The sequence below is a fragment of the Acinetobacter sp. WCHAc060033 genome (assembly GCF_004209125.1).
Taxonomy (GTDB): Bacteria; Pseudomonadota; Gammaproteobacteria; order Pseudomonadales; family Moraxellaceae; genus Acinetobacter; species Acinetobacter wuhouensis.
In genome coordinates this window covers 44,968-62,424 of the sequence record NZ_SGSW01000009.1, presented here as the reverse complement: position 1 = coordinate 62,424, position 17,457 = coordinate 44,968, and the positions used below count along the sequence as shown (strand labels likewise).

At 39.2% G+C, this 17,457-nt stretch carries 16 protein-coding genes; 7 read left to right on the top strand and 9 right to left on the bottom strand.

Translation table 11 applies throughout. The annotated features are described in order from the left end of the window. Positions 1 to 12 precede the first annotated feature (12 nt). Positions 13 to 1,563 carry a murein biosynthesis integral membrane protein MurJ gene (murJ, locus tag EXE10_RS05620; protein WP_171478488.1) on the bottom strand — a complete coding sequence of 517 codons (1,551 nt, stop codon included), beginning with the start codon at positions 1,561 to 1,563 and terminating at the stop codon, positions 13 to 15. 123 nt (positions 1,564 to 1,686) lie between these two features. Further along, positions 1,687 to 2,268, bottom strand: coding sequence for a 1,6-anhydro-N-acetylmuramyl-L-alanine amidase AmpD (gene ampD / locus EXE10_RS05615; protein WP_130112648.1), 582 nt, complete (start codon positions 2,266 to 2,268; stop codon positions 1,687 to 1,689). A 137-nt stretch (positions 2,269 to 2,405) separates the two neighbouring features. On the opposite strand from ampD, the gene nadC reads away from it, so the two are divergent. The 3 genes from nadC to EXE10_RS05600 all read left to right on the top strand — a co-directional run bounded on the left by nadC (position 2,406) and on the right by EXE10_RS05600 (position 6,611). Beyond that, a complete protein-coding gene (gene nadC, locus EXE10_RS05610; RefSeq protein WP_130112647.1) occupies positions 2,406 to 3,251 on the top strand; it encodes a carboxylating nicotinate-nucleotide diphosphorylase in 846 nt (281 codons plus the stop codon). A 177-nt stretch (positions 3,252 to 3,428) separates the two neighbouring features. Then, the gene (locus EXE10_RS05605) at positions 3,429 to 4,592 is read left to right on the top strand and encodes a YfaP family protein (protein ID WP_130112646.1); all 1,164 of its coding nucleotides are present in this window, start codon (positions 3,429 to 3,431) and stop codon (positions 4,590 to 4,592) included. 150 nt (positions 4,593 to 4,742) lie between these two features. After that, complete coding sequence (locus EXE10_RS05600; RefSeq protein WP_130112645.1) at positions 4,743 to 6,611, top strand: LTA synthase family protein; 1,869 nt, start codon at positions 4,743 to 4,745, stop codon at positions 6,609 to 6,611. Positions 6,612 to 6,627: 16 nt separating this feature from the next. Here EXE10_RS05600 and EXE10_RS21425 read toward each other — a convergent pair whose 3' ends face one another. The 4 genes from EXE10_RS21425 to EXE10_RS05585 all read right to left on the bottom strand — a co-directional run bounded on the left by EXE10_RS21425 (position 6,628) and on the right by EXE10_RS05585 (position 10,735). Next, entirely contained in the window at positions 6,628 to 6,783 is a 156-nt protein-coding gene (locus EXE10_RS21425; RefSeq protein WP_165382986.1) for a hypothetical protein, read from the bottom strand. Between the two features lie 237 nt (positions 6,784 to 7,020). Continuing rightward, positions 7,021 to 9,216 (bottom strand): phosphocholine-specific phospholipase C, encoded by a 2,196-nt coding sequence (locus EXE10_RS05595; protein ID WP_130112644.1) that lies wholly within the window; start codon positions 9,214 to 9,216, stop codon positions 7,021 to 7,023. Between the two features lie 338 nt (positions 9,217 to 9,554). Beyond that, on the bottom strand, positions 9,555 to 10,271 hold the full coding sequence (gene rph, locus EXE10_RS05590) for a ribonuclease PH (RefSeq protein WP_068975550.1): 717 nt from the start codon (positions 10,269 to 10,271) through the stop codon (positions 9,555 to 9,557). Between the two features lie 200 nt (positions 10,272 to 10,471). Further along, the gene (locus EXE10_RS05585; protein ID WP_068975549.1) at positions 10,472 to 10,735 is read right to left on the bottom strand and encodes a DUF4031 domain-containing protein; all 264 of its coding nucleotides are present in this window, start codon (positions 10,733 to 10,735) and stop codon (positions 10,472 to 10,474) included. Positions 10,736 to 10,835: 100 nt separating this feature from the next. Here EXE10_RS05585 and EXE10_RS05580 point away from each other — a divergent pair, with 100 nt between their 5' ends. After that, positions 10,836 to 11,306 (top strand): DUF523 domain-containing protein, encoded by a 471-nt coding sequence (locus EXE10_RS05580; protein ID WP_130112643.1) that lies wholly within the window; start codon positions 10,836 to 10,838, stop codon positions 11,304 to 11,306. A gap of 48 nt (positions 11,307 to 11,354) precedes the next feature. On the opposite strand, the gene EXE10_RS05575 is transcribed toward EXE10_RS05580, so the two are convergent. The 3 genes from EXE10_RS05575 to mhpT all read right to left on the bottom strand — a co-directional run bounded on the left by EXE10_RS05575 (position 11,355) and on the right by mhpT (position 14,449). Beyond that, complete coding sequence (locus tag EXE10_RS05575) at positions 11,355 to 12,308, bottom strand: bile acid:sodium symporter family protein (RefSeq protein WP_087552132.1); 954 nt, start codon at positions 12,306 to 12,308, stop codon at positions 11,355 to 11,357. An 81-nt stretch (positions 12,309 to 12,389) separates the two neighbouring features. After that, positions 12,390 to 13,034 (bottom strand): bifunctional nicotinamidase/pyrazinamidase, encoded by a 645-nt coding sequence (gene pncA / locus EXE10_RS05570; protein WP_087552133.1) that lies wholly within the window; start codon positions 13,032 to 13,034, stop codon positions 12,390 to 12,392. A gap of 191 nt (positions 13,035 to 13,225) precedes the next feature. Next, positions 13,226 to 14,449: a 3-(3-hydroxy-phenyl)propionate transporter MhpT gene (mhpT, locus tag EXE10_RS05565; protein WP_087552134.1), complete on the bottom strand. Its 1,224-nt coding sequence runs from the start codon at positions 14,447 to 14,449 to the stop codon at positions 13,226 to 13,228. A 635-nt stretch (positions 14,450 to 15,084) separates the two neighbouring features. Here mhpT and dapA point away from each other — a divergent pair. The 3 genes from dapA to purC are packed head-to-tail and all read left to right on the top strand — an operon-like array spanning position 15,085 to position 17,363. Then, positions 15,085 to 15,981 (top strand): 4-hydroxy-tetrahydrodipicolinate synthase, encoded by an 897-nt coding sequence (gene dapA / locus EXE10_RS05560; protein WP_130112642.1) that lies wholly within the window; start codon positions 15,085 to 15,087, stop codon positions 15,979 to 15,981. A 16-nt stretch (positions 15,982 to 15,997) separates the two neighbouring features. After that, positions 15,998 to 16,606 (top strand): lipoprotein-34 precursor (NlpB), encoded by a 609-nt coding sequence (locus EXE10_RS05555; RefSeq protein WP_130112641.1) that lies wholly within the window; start codon positions 15,998 to 16,000, stop codon positions 16,604 to 16,606. A gap of 37 nt (positions 16,607 to 16,643) precedes the next feature. Then, positions 16,644 to 17,363 (top strand): phosphoribosylaminoimidazolesuccinocarboxamide synthase, encoded by a 720-nt coding sequence (purC, locus tag EXE10_RS05550; RefSeq protein WP_068975543.1) that lies wholly within the window; start codon positions 16,644 to 16,646, stop codon positions 17,361 to 17,363. Positions 17,364 to 17,457 lie beyond the last annotated feature (94 nt).

Below are 17,457 nucleotides of genomic sequence, written 5' to 3'. Positions count from 1 at the left end.
AAATGAATTGGATTAATGCTTCAAATGTCTTGGTCTAAACCCTGTTGCCAATAATGCTACTGCATAAGCAAACACACCAAGTACACATAAACCAACCACTTCAAGAATACGAATCCATTGCGAAACATCGCCTTTGTACCAAGTCAAGCCGATCCACAATGCAACTATCATGACAGCATTTGCAATCGCATATTGGATGAATAATTTTTTCCAATGTGCACCAAATCTAAAAATATCTTTCTTGTGCAAATAGAAATATAACATCCCTGCATTGACCAATGCTGAACCTGAAGAAGCAATCGCCAAAGCCATATGTTCCGCTTGCCAATCAATCAGTTTAAAAATCCCAATAAAGATGACATTTAAAATCGCATTGGCTGCGACAGCCATTAGACCCACTCGCACAGGTGTTTTGGTATCTTGAATCGCATAAAAACCGGGTGCAAACACTTTAATTAGCATGAATGCCAATACACCACCGCTCATACATTGCAATGCCATCGCAGTCATCTGTGTATCACGTGCATCAAATGCACCATGTTGGAATAAAGCTTGGATGATCGGCGTCGATAGCATAAATAATGCAATACTTGCAGGAATACCCACAAGAAAAATGACACGTGCTGCCCAATCTAACATTCTGCGGAATTTTGCTTGGTCTTGTTCAGCCTTACTTACTGAAAGTGATGGAAGAATCACTGTACCAATCGCAACACCAATCAATCCAAGTGGCAGCTCAGTCATACGTTCCGCACTATACAACCAAGACACTGAGCCATCTTGCATAAATGATGCCCAGATCGTATTGAGGAGCAAATTGATTTGCGTCACCGATACACCAAACAATGCAGGTAACATCAACTTAAGAATCCGATCTACACCCTCATGCTTAAAATCAATTTTGGGTGGAATCAGTAATTTTTTATTCCACAATTCAGGAATTTGAATGGCAAGTTGTAATACACCTGCTGCAACGACAGCCCAACCTAATGCCATAATCGGTGCAGCCATATGTGGTGCTAACCACCAAGCGCCAGCTATCATCGCTACATTTAGCAGTACCGGTGAAAATGCGGGCGATGCAAAAGAACCATAACTATTCAGAATACTACTTGCAAATGCAGTTAACGACATAAACATCAAATAAGGAATCGTTAAACGAAACATATCTACTGCAAGATCAAATTTAGCAGGATCGTTATGAAATCCAGGTGCATATACATACAAAATTACAGGGGCTGCGATCATACAAAATAAGGTCAGTAAGGACATGACTGTTAACAAACAGCCAAAGACCCGACTAATTAGAATTTGTACTTCTGCATGTAATTTTGTGGTCTTGTATTCTGTTAAGACTGGAATAAAGGCTTGAGAAAAAGCCCCTTCGGCAAATAATCGCCTAAAAAAATTGGGAATACGAAAGGCAACAACAAAGGTGTCGAAATCCTTACCTGCACCAAACACATTGAGCAAAACCATATCTCGCACAAGTCCTAAAACTCGAGACAACATGGTCATTGCACTGACAATAAAGGTGGATCGCCACAGCGCCATCGCATTCACCCAGTTAAATAAAGTCGCTATTGTAGTTAAATATTCTTAAATTTGCGTTGTTAAATCATAACCAACACGGCATTTTACTTGAGTTTTCACCAACTAAATTGGCTTAATCTATACGTTAATCCGTTATTTTGTTTCAAGCTGCTTTTGAATAGACAAACTTTGTCTAAATTCCTGCCACTGAAAATGCGGTCCTGGATCAGTTTTACGACCCGGTGCAATATCAGAATGCCCTGCTATATGATGATCAGTTTTTGGATATGTGGTTTGTAATGTTGCCACAACATCGACCAATGTTTGATATTGAATTGCTTCAAAATCAGTATCATCACTGCCTTCAAGTTCAATGCCAATCGAATAATCATTACATTCAACTTTGCTTAAATACGTTGAACGTCCCGCATGCCATGCACGATCATTGAAATTGACAAATTGTAGAACTTCACCAGTCCGTAAAATCAATAAATGCGTAGACACTTGCATCCCTTCAATCGTTTGAAAATAAGGATGTAATGACCAATCCAATTGATTTTGAAAAAATTGTTCAATATAGCCGCCACCAAATTGTGATGGTGGCAAACTAATATTGTGAATCACGATCAACTGAATTTCGGTATGTTCAGGGCGTTGATTATAATTGGGGGATGGGACTTGTCTTGCGCCAATTAATTGTCCATTTACGACCTGAAACTGCGGTGCAGATTGCATAGCGTTTTTTCTATTTTCAAGAATCTATTGGAATTCTAGTCTACTCTGATCTGATTAAAATAAAAACTTATTCAAATTACAAAGGACGGTGATAATATAGCGCTCAGTTTTTGAAGCTTACACCGATAGGGACATCCATGAGCATACCTGCATCTTTGCTTGAACAATCTATTCAAATCAATATTCAACAAGCCCTTCAAGAAGATATTGGTGATGCGGATATTACGGCACTCTTGAGCCCTGAAGATGAACAAGCCACAGCAACTATTATCACCCGTGAAGATATGATCTTGGCAGGACAGCCGTGGGTCAATGCTTTGATCCAAACCTATGATCCAAATGTCGAAATCACATGGCTTAAAAATGATGGTGATTTAGTCAAAGCCAATGAAACCATTTATAAACTTGCGGGTTCAGCACGTAGCTTATTGACTGTTGAGCGCCCCGCCTTGAATTTCATCCAAACGCTGTCTGCGGTAGCGACCAAAACAGCTGAATATGTAAAATATTTAGATGGAACGCATACCAAACTTCTTGATACACGTAAGACATTGCCAGGTCTACGTATTGCTCAAAAATATGCGGTTGCCATTGGTGGTGGTCAAAACCATCGTTTGGGTTTATTTGATGCTTTCTTAATTAAAGAAAACCATATCATGGCAGCAGGTGGTATCGCACAAGCGATTGCCAAAGCACATCAAATTGCACCAGGGAAACCAGTTGAAGTTGAAGTTGAGACTTGGGAGGAGCTTGATCAAGCCATTGAAGCCAAAGCAGATATTGTGATGCTCGACAATTTCAGTCAACAACAAATGATTGACGCGGTAAAACATGTGGCGGGGCGCTGTAAACTCGAAGCATCGGGTAATATTACCCTTGATAATTTAAATGAAGTTGCACAAACAGGCGTGGACTATATTTCGATGGGTGTTTTAACCAAAGATGTCAAAGCAATTGATTTATCTATGCGCTTTAATGCCTAAGTGAATACGCTCATGTTTCAAGTAGTGCATTGCTGCTTGAAACTGAGCAATCATTCAAAATAATCCTTACAAAATATAACGATGCAAAAATTAAAAATCCGTTAATTTTGTTCAAAACATCTTCAAAAATGCAACTTCCGCATATAAATATCCCCATATAAAGAAGAGTAATAAACAATGAAGAAACATCTTTTATATTCATCTATCTTAGCACTTACAATTCCAATCCTCAGCCATGCAGATGCGATCAATGTGCATGTGCTCAGTGCCACGATCAAAGATCAAAATATTGCCAATGCCGAAGTGATTTTACAAAAGAATGGTGAACGTTCTGCTTCAAGCTCAAGTAATAGTCATGGTCGTGCAACGGTGAATGCCAATACCACAGACAATGCTGATAACTTACTCATTATCAAAAAATCAGGTTATTCAACATTAGTTGCCAAATGCCCTTGTGATGGTATGACTTATGCGCTGAGTCCTGTGCTCAAAGATTTAAATAGTATGCGTATCGTCCTTAACTGGGGTAAAAATCCATCTGATTTAGATTCACATTTAAGTTATAAAAATCAGCACATTTACTGGGATCGCAAGCAAGGTTTAGAAGCCAATCTAGATGTGGATGATGTCGATTCATATGGTCCTGAAACCGTGACGATTGATCGACGTTTGGAGGGTCAATATTATGTTTATTCTGTACATGATTTCTCAGATCGTGGACAACCGAATACGACAAACTTATCCAACAGCCAAGCCAAAGTGATGGTCTATACTGGTGAATCGCTAATTCGTTCTTATTATGTACCGACGGGTCAAACGGGTAATTTATGGACGGTTTTCCGTATCAGCCCTGAAGGTGAAATTCAGGACATTAACCGCATGTCAGGAACAACGGTGAATGCCAGCCAAGTAGGTTCAAGTGTTTCCAACTATCAAAGCCAAAGCACGCGGGTAAATATTGTGCCTGTTTCAGCAGCAGCTCAAGCACGTGCCAAGACCTTAAATTTAAATGCAGATAAGGCGTATAAAAATAATCAATTTGAACAGGCTGCAATGCTTTATCAACAATCGATTGATTACAACCCAAATATTGGACAAACCTATAGTAATCTTGCTGTGGCTTATCAGAAGTTAAATCGTTCATCTGAAGCACTTTGGGCAAATCAAAAGGCAATCGCTCTTGCAAGCAATGACAATACCCGTGCCTATTCACATTACAACATGGGTAAAATCTATGAAAATAATCAAGACTTTGCTCAAGCAAAGCAACATTACCAACTTGCCAATCAGTACAAACCTAGCCCAACTTATGATGAAGCAATTCAACGGGTGAGCCATTAATATAAAAACCCCAAGCGACTACGGGCTTTGGGATTTTAAACTTTATTGATGAAATAAATTTGATTACAAAACAACCAATCAATACATAGAAAAAGGCTGTTAGAAAGCCTATAATATTGGGCTTTCCAATCTATTCTTGAAATTTAGCCAATGAAGACTTTGAAACAACAAGTTTTATTCTTACTTGTCGCGTTTTTATCTGTATTTGCTTTTTTCTTATACCAAGAAGATATCACGCGTTTCTTTCAATTACGTGACATCTATCTAAAACCACGCCTATTTAAATACGGTTTTTCAATTTTATTGAACTATGCCTTGATTAGCTTATTTTATTTAATTTTAAGAAAAACTTTTGCGACGATTTTGTTGAGCCAATTTGTTATTTTCTTACTGACTTTTATCAATATCAAGAAAGAACAATACCTTTCGGCAAGCCTCGTGCCGAATGATTTTTTACTTTTCAAAGAAACCTTTATTGCTTCACCTATTTTTTTAAAAATCGCGGTATTTGGCGCAATCGCTGTATTCGTTGCCTTATTTGTTTTCCTCTATCGTAAAGAAAAATTAGGTACAAAACCCTTACTTCTGACCAATAGTATTTTATCTTTTGCGATACTCGGATTCTTTATCACGGCGAATTTTAAAGATAATTTTAGAGAAAACTGTCCCGCGCCTAAAAAGGGGACACTGTGTGAATATTCATTGTATTTACCTAATACACGTGGTGATTGGGTCGGTGATCATTTAACCATTAAACACTTAGGCTTTTCGGCATTTTTTTTCTCTAAAACTGTCGATGGGTTGAATAATAAAATTTTCCAAACTCAGGTGATTCCTGAAAAAGAAGTGGAAACTTTTTATCAAACACCTCAGGAGTTTAATGAAACTCCAGCACCCGTTTCTGATGAAAATTCAGCAGAAAAACAACTGCCGAATATTGTTTTTGTGATGAGCGAATCACACTGGGATGCAACACAACTGGATAAAAGTATTCCACGCAATATCACCCCAACGATCAATAAAAATCAAGTATCTACCCTACTTTCTCCAAGTTTTGGTGGTGGCACAGCCAATGTCGAGTTTGAAGTATTAACCAGTTTAAATACTTTTTTAAATCATAATGAATTGGCTTATGTCTCAAAACTAAAACGCCCGACCTATTCATTGCCGATGTATCTCAATACATTGGGCTATGAAACGACAGCGATGCACAACAACGGTAAATATTTCTATAACCGTAGTGCCGTGTATCAAAATATGGGCTTCAATCGTTTTACTTCGATTGAAAATATGATCAACATGGCGGATCGTGCTAAATATATTAACGCTGCTGGTTGGGCGACGGATGATCTGATTTATAACAGTATTGAAAATCAACTTAAAAATACCGATAAACCTCAATTTATCTATGCAATCAGTGTCGAAAACCATCCAATGTATGGTGATGATCGTTATGGTAAAGACCATTTTAAAATCACTAAAAAGGGTATTAGTGACAATTCAAAACGTGCGCTCAATACCTACTTAACAGGTATGCAACGCGCAGATAATAAATTTAAAGTTCTGATTGAAAATGTGAAGACTTTAGATCGCCCAACAATTGTGATCTTCTTTGGTGACCATTTACCGAACTTACAAAAAGTCTATGATGAATATGGTTACTTTAAATCTGAACAAGAGAAAACTGAGAAAAAAGATACACGTTTCTTTGAAACACCACTCTCAGTTTGGGCAAACTTCCCGATTGACAAAAAGCAGTTTGAAGGGCAATTTGTGGCTGCACACTTCTTAGCGCCTAAAGTACTGGAAGCAGCACACGTTCCGCTGTCGCCTTATTATACTTTTGTGAACAAAGTCAGTTCTTGTTATAAAGCAGTGCATAACACAGGCACACAAACTCAAAAATCGTGTGATTTTGATTCACAGCAAGTATTGAAAGAATACAAGGACATGAATATGGATGTGTTGAATGGTAAGAACTTTACTTATCAAATTTTAAAACCTGAGACAAAAAGTTAAGTCAGTTTAAAAAATACTAAGAAGATTCTTTAGAATCTTCTTTTTTTCGCTCTGGCTGTAATTGATCACTATCTTGCGCAGTTGAATCACCTTGTCCAAAATAATCTCTGCGAGGATCACTCATCATTAAATAAAACGTAATCATTGCGAATAGAAAAATCAGAATCTTCATGATCACACCATTGTTTTAAAATTTTTAACTATCCTAAATACTTCACCCTGCAAAATGTTGGGGAATGTGTATATCAAACACAGCTATTTCCGCGATTTTCTGTATCTACTGGGTACTTTAGATAAACTGAATCTTAAACATGTAAAATTATTACTATATACAGTTAAACAACTCAATAAAACTAGAAGAAAAAATAAGGTGCAATTGCACCTTATTTTTATAATGAGGCTTTGAAATTTAAGACTCCATAAAACCCATATATGGGTCAGAGAATGAATCTTTACCTGTTTCAATACGACCTGCAAAGCGGCGTTTATAACTACTATCGCCATCTATAGTCACAGTAAAATCATACCAGCCACCAAAATCTGCCATATCCCAATTCAGCTCTTTTTCAGTCGATGCTGTTTCGATGCTCCATGTCTTATTTGGTAAATAAGCATTGGCTTTTACGGTTAATTTGGTCGTTTTCCCCGCATCATTCCGGACTTTTAGATAGATTTTTGAACTGCATTCTTCTACACAGACACGGACTTCTGCCAATGAATCTGTTTGTGTGGTTTTGGTTAAATCACCCGTAAACCCGCGATGAAATCCGTTAGGTCCCAAAACCCATAAATCATATTGTCCTGTCGAAGTATTCCACACATCATCCAACTGCTTGCCTGCTTCAACCATATAACGTCGTGGTATCGCATTTAGATCCAACTTGTCGTAAACATGAAATACAGCTGCATGCGTTCCTGTATTTGAAAACATCAATTTGACGTTTTTATTCACCACATCTACTTTGGCACTGGTATGTAGAATATAAGGCAGAGCACGTGAGAAACGCGTTCCTGTTTGTTGCACAGGATAAACCTGACTTAATGGTCGTGAAACTTGTGGCAGTAATCCTTGAGCTGTACGAATTGCATCGGCTTCACTCTTGGTTTTTTTGCCAACGAGCTCAGGTATAACGGCAGTATTCGGATTTTTAAAATCGAATGCTGTGGTCAAATCACCACACACTGCACGGCGATATGGACTAATATTCGGCTCTTGCACACCAAAACGTTGTTCTAAGAAACGAATTACAGATGAATGATCAAACACTTGTGAGTTGACCCAACCACCACGACTCCATGGCGAAATCACATACATCGGAACACGAATCCCAGGCCCATAGACACCGACCCCATTACTTACAGTTGGATCGGTAAAATTAGGTTGCCCTGCTGATGCTTTAGGATGTGTCGCATATTCATAAGACATCTGCTCATCTGTTAATGTGGATTTACCATGAACTTTCACAACTTTTGTGTCTTTATCTAATTCTTTAGATGGTGCACTCGGTGATGGAACATGATCAAAGAAACCATCATTTTCATCAAAATTCACCAATAAAACCGTCTGACTCCAAACTTCAGGATCCGCTGTTAATGCATTCAATACTTCTTGAATATACCAAGCCCCTTGTACTGGGCTAGATGGTCCAGGATGTTCACTATAAGTTGCAGGTGCAATCATCCAACTGACTTGAGGCAATTGACCTGTGGCAATATCTTCCTTGAATGAGCCTAAAAAACCACCATCTGGCATAGTATTGGCAATGCCTTTATATAAGGGCTGGGTTGCATCAATTGCTGGATCATAAGCTGGACAAATTGTATTGTTATTGACAGGCTTACCTGACTGTTCATTAGCACGGCGATATTGTTTAAAACCCGCCAAAGGATTGTCGGTAAAGTTATCTGGCATGTTTTGATAAACTTTCCAAGTCACACCCGCTTGCTGTAAACGCTCTGGATAGGTTGTCCAATCATAGCCCGTCGTTGATGGTCCAATCGCATCCAAATCATTCACTACACTCGCCACACCTGCTGCTTTAGGACCATTTGAACCTGTCCAAATAAACATACGGTTTGAGTTAGTGCCTGTATGCATCGCACAATGATAAGCATCACAAAGGGTAAAAGCATTTGCCAGAGAAAATTGAAATTCAACCTCTTGTTGTTTGTAATAACCCATCGATTGTGGATTTTTATATTGTACCCAATTGCCCATACGCCCATGATTCCAAGCGTATTGCCCATCTGTCCATGAATGCGGTGTACCGCTCACACGCTGTGCATTGCCACGAGTACTGTCTAAATGATAGGGATAAATTTTATTCTTATCTTTATCATACTGTTCCCAAACTTTACGATTGTCTGAGAGTGGAATTGTGAAACGATCACCAAAACCACGAACTCCTTTTAAAGTACCAAAGTAATTATCAAATGAACGATTTTCTTGCGTCAAAATAATCACATGTTTAACGTCTTTAATCGTTCCAGTTTCAACTTTGGCATCGATTGCTAAGGCTTTTTGAATGCTGGCTGGAAAGCTGGCTAATGCTGCTGTGCCGAAAATCGTTTTACTTGAATTGACTAAAAAATCACGACGGTTCATGAATATATCCTTATATTTTTATTATGGTGCGCAATGGATTTTGCAGTTTGAAGCTGGTGGCTGTGTTGTAGTGTTATCACCACTATCATTATTGTCATTACATGCGCTGAGTAACACACTTATACTCGTGACGCAGATCAGGAGAAAATTTCGCATTGTCCTATCCATAAACTAGAAGTACGAATAGTCAATACGACACCAATGACAGTTAAGTTAAACTTTCATGGCAATTTAATGAAGCTTCATGAATAAAAAGGCATAAAAAAACGCATCCGAAGATGCGTTTTAAATCTCAAAGAATCTGGAAAGTTATCAATTAAAAAATCATCAACTAAGAATTACCAACCCAGCGCTTCTTGTTGCTTTTTCACCAACTCTTGAATCCCTTTTTCAGCCATTTCTAACATCGCATTTGATTGCGCACGTGTGAATGGTTTTTCTTCCGCAGTGCCTTGAATTTCAATAAACTCACCTGCTTGCGTCATCACTACATTCAAGTCAGTTTGACAGTTAGAATCTTCTTCATAGCAAAGATCAAGTAGAACTTCATCTTCAAAAATACCCACAGAAATCGCAGCAACGAGACCTTTTAATGGATCTTGTTTAATTTTTTTCTTTTCTAGAAGCACATTCATCGCATCGATCAATGCCACTGCAGCACCTGTAATTGAAGCAGTACGTGTACCACCATCCGCTTGGATCACATCACAGTCGATAGTAATGGTGTTTTCGCCTAATTTTTTCAAATCAACCATTGAACGTAGACTACGACCAATCAAACGTTGAATTTCTTGGGTACGACCTGACTGTTTACCGCGTGCTGCTTCACGGTCACTACGTGTATGTGTTGAACGTGGCAACATACCATATTCAGCAGTCACCCAGCCTTGACCTTTTCCTTTTAGAAAACGTGGAACTGAATTATCAATACTCGCAGTACACAGCACTTTTGTATGACCAAATTCAACCAAAACAGAACCTTCCGCATAACGTGTGTAGTTACGGGTAATTTTCACATCACGTAATTGATCTAAGGCACGTTGGTCGATACGCATAGTTTGTCCTATTTGGATTTAAATAAATATTGTGCGTAATTATAACAGATCATAGAGAGATGGTTTTATTACATCATGCTGTTTTTATTTTGAATGAAAAAACTAAATCATCATCTTATTCATAAAACAAAATAATTCATAAACTTAATATCTGAAACAAACATCGAATGATGTTTTAAACGGCGGAATAATCTATTGTGTTAATAGCCAAGCTGTAATTTCAAACGTTTCCCACAGGCGATAATCGTTCTGCGATCAGCATCGATTGCACCATGCTCGATGACCAAAATCCGCATTTCCAAAGTAATATCATAATGTGGATAAGATGCTGTACGATGAAACAAACGTGCATCGATCTCCAAGCTCTGAGCAAAAGCATGCAACTCTTCCAGCGTATCTGCCATGAGATGACACCATTCTCGACCTCTAAATTGAACCTTTGCTCGATCTACATAAACAGCCACATCCTCACCCCTTAATCCCTGCTATATTGAATATATGAATGATTGGTTGTTATTTCAAATATTCAATCGTAAACGACAAACTTCTGTGTGATCCATTCATATGAAAAAATACCTCATCAGCGCCTGCCTCATTGGTGAAAATGTCCGTTACGATGGCAAAAACTGCTTACAACAGCAACTCAAACAACTGATTGAAACAGGTCAAGCTGTTACGATCTGTCCTGAAGTTTCAGGTGGATTGAGCACGCCTCGCCCTCCTGCTGAAATTGTGGGTGGCGATGGTTGTGATGTTTTAAATCATCGGGCGAAAGTAATGGATGCGCAAGGCAATAATGTCACGCAAGCCTTTATTTTAGGTGCAGAAAAAACTTTAAAACTTGCGCAAAAACATCAAATCACACATGTCATTCTCAAAGCCAATAGCCCATCTTGCGGTTCAAACATGATTTATGATGGAACATTTACAGGACAAAAAATTCACGGCGTAGGTGTCACCACAGCATTGCTTGAACAACACGGTTTTCAAGTCATAACTGAGGATGCGTTTTTAAAACAACTTGAGAATAAGTAAATACAAATAAAAAGAGTGCTTAAGCACTCTCAAGAAAATTTGAAAATATTATTCTTTATTTTCAGCCATTTTATCCGCCTTTGCCGCCCAATAGGTTGCCAATGCAGGCCCTGAAATATTGTGCCAAAGACTAAAAATTGCACTCGGAACTGCTGTTACAGGTGAAGCTGCAAAATGAATCGCGGCGAGCGTTACGCCTAAACCTGAATTTTGCATACCCACTTCAATCGACACTGCTTTCGAGTCAGGATAAGACAGTTTAAACAAACGACTTGCCCAATACCCCAACAAGAAACCCAAACCATTATGTAGCATGACCACACCGAGAATCAGTAAACCTGACTGTAAAATCGATGCCTTACTTGCTGCAATAATCGCTGCAACGATCACCACAATCGCAATTACTGAAATCAACGGCATGATTTGAATATATTGTTCTGTTTTTTGTTTAAATGCACTGCGTAGAATCACCCCAAGAATGATTGGGAAAATCACCACTTTTAAAATATCAATAAACATCGAGCCTGCATCAATCGGAATCCATTGACTGGCCAAAACATAGAAAATTGCGGGGGTCAGAATCGGGGCTAAAAAAGTTGAAACCGTCGTACATGCGACAGATAAAGCGGTATTTGCCTTTGCCATATACGCAATCACATTGGATGCTGTTCCACCAGGACAACAGCCAACAAGAATGACACCGACAGCAATTTCAGATGGAAGTCGGAACAATTGACAGAGTAAATAGGCAAGCCCTGGCATGATCACAAACTGCGCCACCACACCAATCAACACCGCTTTGGGGCTTTGCAAAACACCTTTAAAATCATCCACCGTCATGGTCATGCCCATACCGAGCATGATAATCCCCAAAACCCACGGAATATAAGCTTTCATCCATACAAAAGCATTTGGGAAACACAATGCAATAAAGGCAAAGACCACGACCCAAAGTGCAAACGTCTTTTGTACGAATTTGCTAAACGCTAAGATTGCCGACATCGTCCCTACCTGAATACATTTTTACCCCTGATCAGGCTAATTTTAATCGAACTTAGACAAGCGGATTGTATTTTTCTGATGTTACTGCTGTTTTTCTGCATTTAAAATTTGATTTGCCACCACACGTTTGACCCCAACCGCGAGCATTTCCTGCCATGCATGTTGTAAAGAACCTTGTAAATCAATCGCTTTGGTTGCATCTGAAATCACAAAAGTTTTAAATCCTAACTTGGCAGCATCCATTGCTGTCCATGCCACACAAAAATCCGTCGCAATACCGACGATATAGACAGTATCAATGCCACGTTCTTTTAAATAACCTGCTAAACCCGTCGTGGTCTTATGATCCGCTTCCATAAATGCCGAATAGCTGTCGATGTGTGAATGGAAGCCTTTACGAATAATCATTTGCGCAGTTGGAATATCAAGATCGGGATGAAATTCCGCATCCTGTGTCCCTTGTACACAATGCGATGGCCACAACACTTGCATGCCATAATCCAACTGAATCATGTCATAAGCTTGGTAATCAGGATGATTTTCAACAAAGGAAATATGATTTTCAGGATGCCAATCTTGCGTCAGGATAATATTGTCAAAATGTTGTGCCAATTGATTAATGGTCGGAATAATTTGCTCTGCATGGGCAACTGCTAAATTTCCACCTGAGGTAAAACCATTTTGGACATCGACCACGATTAAAGCACTGCGTTCTGACTGTGACATTTCCCTACCCTGATTCATAAGCCTACTTCATATAGGCTATTTTAATTTTGAAAATAAAAATACCAATGACTCAACATACAATAAAAAAGCCCGCAAATGCGAGCTTGTGATAGAAATCAATAACTAAGCCTTGAAATCCACTTTTAAAATCAGGTTTTCAAAAACCAAAGATAAAATCAAATGAATCAATACTATGCAGACTCTAAACGGCGCGTTAATAACACCATGATAATCGCTGAAATCACAATACATGGAATCGCGGCACTAATCACCCCTGTTGCGCCACTGCCCATTGCCAAAAGTTGCCCTGCGATAGCAGGTCCCATCATTGCACCAATACGCCCAACAGCCGAAGCCGCACCGACACCCTGACCACGCAAATGAGTCGGATAAACAAAACTACCAAAGGCATACAACACACCCTGACCACCGATTGTGAAAGTTCCCATGATCGCAGCCGCAACAAACATCAAATTTAAAGTGGTTGCTGAATTTAAACTGAATAAACCAATCAAAATACCCACATACATCAGAATAATGACATAGGCTTTATTGCAACGGTCAATCAACATCCCTAAAACCACGGTACCAATCGCAGCACCAATTTGGAAATACACCATCGCCATACTGCCATCTTTACGACTGAAACCTAACTCAGTGAATAGAGATGGCAACCAACTCAACATGATATACACCACCATTAAGGTGAAGAAATAACTCACCCACAACAACAGCGTACGTGGTGCATATTCACGGCTGAACAAATCCTGATAAGATAATGGTTTTTGATCTGTACTTTGCACAGCTTGTTGCGCTTTTAAAAACTCACGTGACTCAGGTAAAAACTTGATCATCAATGGCACAACGATCAAAGGAAGCAGGCCACCCACATAGAAAATCGTTTTCCAGCTGCTCGACAAATCTGTCGAAGCCAACTGCGCTGCCAACAAAGAGACAATAATCGCCCCAATCGGCATACCACAATACATCAAACCTACCGCACGACCACGATTTTCAGGTGAGGTTGATTCGGATGCCAATGCAATCAAATTTGGCATGGCTGCACCTAAACCTGCACCTGCCAAAAACCGTACCAATAATAAAGAATAAAAACTATTGACCCATACTGTACCTAAAGTAAAAATTGCGAAAATTGAAACGGATGCAATCAACACTTTTTTACGACCAATACGATCTGCATAACGCCCACCCACCAATGCGCCAGGCAATAAGCCTAAAATCCCTGCACTGAAAAATAGACCCAGTTGCGTCGCATCCAAAGCAAAATATTCTTTAATCCCTGCTGCCGCTACCCCAGCGGCTTGAATATCAATACCCTCGATCACGGCGATCAAAAAGCAAATCAGCACAGTCACTGTGGCATGCTTTTTATCTAAAGAAACTGATCTATCCATCATGGAACATCCTTTTACGCGATATGAACAAAGGCGAATCTTCCAACAGTCAGAATAGATAGATAACTATCAAAAGGTGGTAGAAAATTGACGATGCTTAAAAGCTATATTGGAAAATTCTCACTTTATTGAATGAATAAATAAGTGTTAGAACCAATTATTCGGTATAAGTTTCTACGTTTTTGATCAGGAATATTGAAAATAGAGATGACTATTCTCATACAATAAGAACTGATTTCCGACTTCTATATATAAAAAAACGATTAGAAAATGAAAATTTATTTATGAAAAGAAATTTGTAGATCCTATTTTTTAAGAACATTTGCGTCTTTTATCATTCTAAAAAACACTAAATCCTTACTGTCCAATAAAACATCGGCATAGAACACTCAAAAAAAGCCAATAACAGAAAAATATGACGCTGATTCTGTGGATGATTTGTTGCTTTTGTTAAAGAATTTCCTAGCTTTGGCGAAAGTATATTGTTCTGTCACGCTGAATCAGTCATAATTTGCATAAGCATTATGCAATCCTCAATACGATTGTTTTTTGCTCAAATCAAAATACTGCAACCATCCCCCAATCCTTGTTTACTCAAACGCATGGTGGATGGTCAAATAGGATGTTTTTTCAAAATGACTCAGCAAGCACAGACCATTCAAGGCTCAATTGTCGCAATCGTCACCCCCATGTTTGAAGATGGCAGCGTAGATTGGAAGAGTCTTGAGAAGCTCGTTGAGTGGCACATAGAACAAGGCACTAACAGTATTGTTGCTGTCGGTACAACCGGTGAAGCATCTACTCTTAGCATGGCAGAACACGCTGAAGTAATTAAAGAAATTATTCGTGTTGCCAATAAACGTATTCCAATTATTGCCGGTACTGGTGCGAACTCAACACACGAAGCGATTGAACTCACCAAAGAAGCAAAACAACTCGGCGCAGATGCCGCTCTTCTCGTGACCCCTTATTATAACAAACCTACGCAAGAAGGTTTATTCCAACACTATAAGGCGATCGCTGAAGCAGTTGATCTTCCAATCATTCTTTACAATGTCCCAGGTCGTACAGGTGTAGATATGCACAACGACACTGCGATTCGTTTAGCGGATATTCCTCAGATTGTCGGTATTAAAGATGCAACGGGCGATATTCCTCGTGGTCAAGAATTGCTTGAAGGTTTAAAAGGCAAAAACATGGTCGTCTATTCAGGTGACGATGCCACTGCTGCTGAACTGATTCAACTTGGCGCGCAAGGCAATATTTCTGTGACTGCCAATATTGCACCTAAAATCATGAGCGAATTATGCGCTGCTGCATTACAGGGTGATGTTGCTACTGCAAAAGAGAAAAATGACCAAGTTGCAAAATTAAACAATATTTTATTTTGTGAATCGAACCCAATTCCAGTGAAATGGGCACTTCATGAAATGGAATTAATTGGTACAGGCGTTCGTTTACCATTAACTCCACTCGCAGAACAATACCGTGCTCCACTGCGTGAAGAACTCAAAGCAGCGGGTCTCATTTAATTAAGAGCTTATAATTATGCAATTACGTTTAGGTTTAGCTTGTGCCCTTTCAGCTTTAAGTTTGGCGGGTTGTAGTTCACTTGGAATCAGCAATGGTTCTTTAGACTATAAAAATACAACCTCTGTAGAGCCGCTTAAATACCCTGAAGGGTCAACAGTTAGACCTGCAACGCCAATGTATCCTGCTCCGATTGTTGATCCACTTGCATTGAAACATGCACCAGTGTTCGAAAATAAACGTGGAAATCGGTATGAAGTTCCGCGTCCTGAAGTTGAAAAATCAAGTGCAACTGCCAATGAGACAGCAACATCCTCTGAAAGCGTCGGTCGTCCGCAACTTTTAACCGATGGAAATGGCAATCCATTGATCAAAATCGATGGAAATTCTGCTACAATTTGGCAGTACACACTTGCAACCCTCAGTAGTCTCAATCACAAGCTAATCGGTAAAAGCAAAAACGCCAATGAGGCGACTGTGAAAATCGACAATAGCACCTATGTATTGAAACTTAGCTCCGTTGGTTCAAGTAACACGATCGCCGTGTTTAACGCCGATAATAGCTTTGCAGATAAAGAAAAATCTGCACAGTTATTAACCCAGATTTACCAAAACTGGCCAGCCTAGTCGTTCTAGGCAATTTTTTTTTGCAAAAGGTTCCCCCATGTTAAAACAAACCTTGCTCTATACTGGTAAAGCGAAATCCGTTTATGAAACAGATAGCGCTGATCATCTAATTCTAGTTTTCCGTGACGATGCTTCTGCATTCAATGGCGAAAAAATAGAGCAACTAGATCGTAAAGGTAAGGTGAACAACCGTTTTAATGCCTTTATCATGGAAAAATTGGCTGCGGCTGGTATCGAAACTCACTTTGAAAAACTTCTTTCTCCAACTGAAGTTTTAGTGAAAAAATTACAAATGATCCCTGTAGAGTGCGTAATGCGTAACTATGCAGCAGGTTCATTGTGCCGTCGTTTAGGTGTTGAAGAAGGTCTAGAGCTTACTCCACCTACTTTTGAATTGTTCTTCAAAGATGACGCTTTAGGCGATCCTATGGTGAACGAATCTCAAGCGATTGCATTGGGTTGGGCAAATGCTGAACAATTGGCTCAAATGAAAGAACTTACTCAAAAAGTAAATGTCGTACTTAAAGACTTGTTTGCTCAAGGCAACATGCTTCTTGTTGACTTTAAACTTGAGTTTGGTGTGTTCCATGACCGTATCGTATTGGGTGATGAGTTCTCTCCAGACGGTTGCCGTTTATGGGATAAAGATACTAAGAAGAAACTCGACAAAGACCGTTTCCGTCAAGGTTTAGGCGGTGTTGTTGAAGCTTATGAAGAAGTTGCTGCACGTATTGGTGTAGATCTTTCAGACATCTAATTTTTAGAGTTTGATGCTTCTAAAAACCGAGCTTTATTGCTCGGTTTTTTATGCCTAATAGATCCAATGATTTCAATCAAACTTAAGTGATTTT